The sequence below is a fragment of the Micromonospora echinofusca genome, from assembly GCF_017614955.1.
In the GTDB taxonomy this organism is placed as follows: domain Bacteria; phylum Actinomycetota; class Actinomycetes; order Mycobacteriales; family Micromonosporaceae; genus Micromonospora; species Micromonospora echinofusca_A.
In genome coordinates this window covers 1-3,917 of the sequence record NZ_WVUH01000500.1, presented here as the reverse complement: position 1 = coordinate 3,917, position 3,917 = coordinate 1, and the positions used below count along the sequence as shown (strand labels likewise).

Here is a 3,917-nt window from a genome sequence, read left to right as displayed (position 1 = left end):
CCGCCAGGGCCTCGCCCGCGCCACTGTCGGTACCCTCTGCACCCGGCTCCGCCGGCACGTCGACCACATCACCCTCAACGTCGCCGCCGACAACCACGCCGCGCTCGCCCTCTACCGCAGCCTGGGCTTCACCCCCGTGGCCGAGTTCACCGACCTGATCGCCACCTCCTGAACGACAACCCGGCCCCGCATCCGGCAACACCGGCTCTGACGTGAGTGCGGCCAGGGTCGAGCCGGCCCGTCCGACACTGGGAGAAGACGCCGACTTGCGGGGCGGACCTGACCGCGCCGCTGCCCCCGCAGACGGCAGGCGGCCGGGGCCAGCCGCCTGCCGTGGTCCATGCGACTCTCAGCGCCAATCTGACACTAGCGCCGACAGGTTTGCTGTGGAAACCTATTGGCATGACTACTGAGTCGGTGCCTGCCGGCGGCGACCCCCGCCGACTGCTGTCTGACATTCGCTCCCTGGCGCACCAGGTGCGCCTCGACCAACGGATGACCTGGGTTGCACTGCTGGTCCTGGGCGCGGTGACACTCGTCGGAATCCCGTTCGACTGGCTCGGCATGACGGTGCACTGCCGCCCCGACACCAGCTGCGAATTCGCTCGACGCGGCGTGCTGCTCTACTGGCCCCCGGCGCTCCTGCTGGCCTACACCGCGATCGCCGTCTGCTACATGCGGGCCGCACGGGCACGGGGCCTGGGTGCCCGGACGCTGCCGTACGCGATCGCCGGCGCCGCGACAACCGTCGTGTTCACCACGGCGTGGATAGCCGCAGCCCTGTACTTTCCGGACCACCCGCTGCCGGACCAGCCCCTACCGTACCGGTGGTTGATCCTGGACCGGCTGGTCTCACCCTGGAGCATGATCGGGATCGCGCTGGTGGTGCTCGCCCGGATCGAGCGCAACCTCGGACTGCTGCTGTTCACCCTCGCCTACCTGGCCCTGGTGCTGCTGGTACTGCCGATGAACGAGGGCTGGGGACTGGCCGGCTGGGAACTTCAGGCCCGATTCGCGGTACCGCAAGTCATCAGCGGCGCGCTGCTGCTGCTCGGCGCGGCCGGGTTCTTCAGAGCAGCCCGCAGGCAGCAGCGGTGACCACCACGAACGGCACCCCGGACCCGGAGGCAGGACACCCGGTCACCGGGCTGGACGAGGTGGTGCACCAGCGGGCACGGCTGGGCATCCTGACCATCGCGCACGAGGCGCACCGGGTCGAATTCGGCTACCTGCGTACCCACCTCGACCTGACCGCAGGCAACCTCTCCAAGCACCTCAGCGTGCTGGAAACGGCCGGCCTGATCGAGATCCAGAAAGGCTACGAGGGCCGGCGCGGTCGCACCTGGATCACCCTCACCGCCGCCGGCAATACGGCGCTCGCCAACGAGATCGCGCGACTCAAGCAGCTCATCGCCCGCGTCGAGACGACCAACGGGCAGTAGCGACAACCGTCGACCGGCCAGCCATCCCCCGCCACCCGGCGCATGATCGCCGGGTGGCGGGTGGCATGGACCCGCGCGTCGGAGCCGGCCTGAGCCTGGTCGGTCGACGGAACCTCTCGCCGAACCGCGGGCCAGGACATGGCTGCCGATTGCCGCAGTGGCCGGTGATCCGCGAGGATTCGCCGCCGTCAGGTGGGGCCTTCGTGTGAGGGTGGGCACACCGGCTAAAGCATCCTAGGATGGAAGATGGTCCGTCTCGTCACGCGTTCCGGCCTCCCCGCCCGCACCGACAGAAATGGTCGCGTACCTCCGGGTACGGCACCCGATGGGCGAACCGATACCGGGTTGCGGTCCCCGCCGACGGGGCTGTCGGACAGCCGGAGACGGTCCTGTCCGACAGAGGGCCGGAACTGTTCATCGTTCCGCTGGTGATCCTCTCCCCCTTTTCGGTCGGGAGGGTCCGGGTGGCGCCGCACAACGCCTATGGCGTCCTAGGACGATAGGCTGTACTGGTCCGTTGGAGGAGCGGGACGTGGATCGCTGCCGGACGCTCCGTCCGGTCCCGGTACTCAGTGGCGGTGCCGCACCAGCCAGTCGGTGGCGAAATCCACCAGGCGGCGTTGCGACATCAACCGGGCGGTCGCGCCACCGACGGGGCCCACCCGCACCGCACCGGTGGCCTCGAAGTCCGCCCCGAGCTGCGGGAAGTCCCGCTCGTCGACCGCGACGTCCGTCCACTCCACCCACCGGTGCGCCCCGTCCGGCGTGCGGACCGACGAGCCGGTCGTCTCCCGGGGCGGGGACGGCCGACGGTACTCGGCCAGATGAAGCGACGTGTTCGAGTCGTACCCGCAGCCCAGCAGCAGCACCCGACCGTCCATGCGGTACACCGCGCCCACCGGGGACCCCTCCCCCAGCGCGTCGTCGAGGCGGTGCCCGCCGGTCACCTCGGCCGCCCGCCGACCCCACGCGGCGAACGACACCTGCGGATGGTCGCTGCGTACCGCACCCGGCCAGGTCCGCACCGCCTCCGCCACGACCCCCATCCACCGGCTCGGCGTCGTCCGTGGATCGAATCCCGGCATCTGCTCCCGGATCACCGGCCACCACGCCGGCGGGACCGGCGGGTTCCGCCAGCCCGCCGGATCGGTGTTGTCCGGGGTGTGGGTCGGCACCACCAGGGTGCCGGTCGGGCCGAGCACCCCACACACCGCCCGGACCAGCGCCTCGACACCACCGACGACGAACCCGACCCGACGGTACGCCGAATGCAGCAGCACGACGTCACCGGCGGCGAGCCCCAGCGCCCGCAGATCCGCCGACAGGGAGGCAACGGTGTACGGCACGCTCTGCTCCACCGCGCCAGGGTAGCCACCGTACGGACACCGGCAGCCACCCCGGCCACCCGGTCAGGTCGGCTGCGGTCCCCCGTCGGGACGTACCGTGGTCGACACGGGCGTGCCGAGCTCGACGGTCCGCGACACCGTGCAGAGCCGGTCGTGGGACATCCGTACCGCGCGGGGCAGCATCTCCCGGGCCGCGTCGCCGGCCGGCCCCGCCGGGAAGCGGACCGTGAACTCGACCGCCAGGTTCTGCATCCGGTTGCCGCCGGACTCGTCCCGGACCTTGTCGCCGGTGACCCGGACCTGGAACTCGTCGGGCTCGTCACGGCGGCTGACCACCAGGTCCACGTCGATCGCCGTGCATCCGCCGATCGCGGCCAGCAGCAGCTCCACCGGGGTGAAGGTGTCGTCCCCGCCGGTACCGACCACCAGGGAACCGCCCCGGGAGTTGCGTACCTCGTAGCGGCCGACGCTGGTGCGGGTGATGTCCACGCCGCGGAAGGTGTCCTCACTCATGGTCGCCGACGGTACCGGCCCGTCGACCGGACCGCACCGCCCCCTCGCCCGCCGTGCGGGCCACCGCGATCGGGGCGAGACTGGCGGACATGACGTGGACCCGTCGGGCCGTACCGGCCGTCGCCGCCGCCGTGGCCGCCCTCGCCGCACGTGACCTGCTGCAACGTGACCATGCCCTGCTGCGCAACTTTCCGCTGCTGGGCCGGGCCCGCTACCTGCTCGAGGCGATCGGGCCCGAACTGCGGCAGTACATCGTGGCCGGCAACAACGAGGAACGGCCGTTCACCCGGGACCAGCGGCGATGGGTGTACGCGTCGGCGAAGAAGCAGAACAACTACTTCGGGTTCGGCACCGACAACGACATCGAGTACACCGCCGGGTACCCGATCATCATGCACCGCACGTTCGGGCGGGCGGTGCCCCCGTCGGCGCCGACCGCCGGGCACGAGGTGTGGCTGCCCTGCGCGAAGGTGGTCGGGGCGGCCCGGGGCCGCGCCGGGGCGTTCCGGCCGGACTCGGTGGTCAACATCTCCGGGATGAGTTTCGGTTCGCTGTCCGGTAACGCGGTGGCGGCGCTGAACCGGGGGGCGGCGCTCGCCGGCTGTCTGCAGAACAC

At 71.3% G+C, this 3,917-nt stretch carries 5 protein-coding genes and 1 pseudogene; 4 read left to right on the top strand and 2 right to left on the bottom strand.

Features of this window, described 5'->3' with window-relative positions; all coding sequences use genetic code 11:
- From GSF22_RS31710 to GSF22_RS31700, 3 genes are all read left to right on the top strand, one after another.
- A partial coding sequence (locus GSF22_RS31710) for a GNAT family N-acetyltransferase (protein ID WP_208817592.1) occupies positions 1 to 172 on the top strand: 172 nt, incomplete at its 5' end.
- 230 nt (positions 173 to 402) lie between these two features.
- On the top strand, positions 403 to 1,098 hold the full coding sequence (locus GSF22_RS31705; protein ID WP_208817591.1) for a hypothetical protein: 696 nt from the start codon (positions 403 to 405) through the stop codon (positions 1,096 to 1,098).
- Positions 1,095 to 1,442, top strand: a complete 348-nt coding sequence (locus GSF22_RS31700) for a transcriptional regulator (RefSeq protein ID WP_208817590.1) — start codon at positions 1,095 to 1,097, stop codon at positions 1,440 to 1,442. Before GSF22_RS31705 ends, GSF22_RS31700 begins: the two co-directional genes overlap by 4 nt.
- 569 nt (positions 1,443 to 2,011) lie before the next feature.
- On the opposite strand, the gene GSF22_RS31695 is transcribed toward GSF22_RS31700, so the two are convergent.
- Together GSF22_RS31695 and GSF22_RS31690 are read right to left on the bottom strand one after the other, a co-directional pair.
- Entirely contained in the window at positions 2,012 to 2,800 is a 789-nt protein-coding gene (locus tag GSF22_RS31695; RefSeq protein WP_208817589.1) for an aminoglycoside N(3)-acetyltransferase, read from the bottom strand.
- A gap of 51 nt (positions 2,801 to 2,851) precedes the next feature.
- Positions 2,852 to 3,301, bottom strand: a complete 450-nt coding sequence (locus GSF22_RS31690) for an OsmC family protein (RefSeq protein WP_208817588.1) — start codon at positions 3,299 to 3,301, stop codon at positions 2,852 to 2,854.
- Between the two features lie 89 nt (positions 3,302 to 3,390).
- Here GSF22_RS31690 and GSF22_RS31685 point away from each other — a divergent pair.
- A pseudogene (locus tag GSF22_RS31685) lies at positions 3,391 to 3,917 on the top strand (FMN-binding glutamate synthase family protein); the annotation flags it as partial.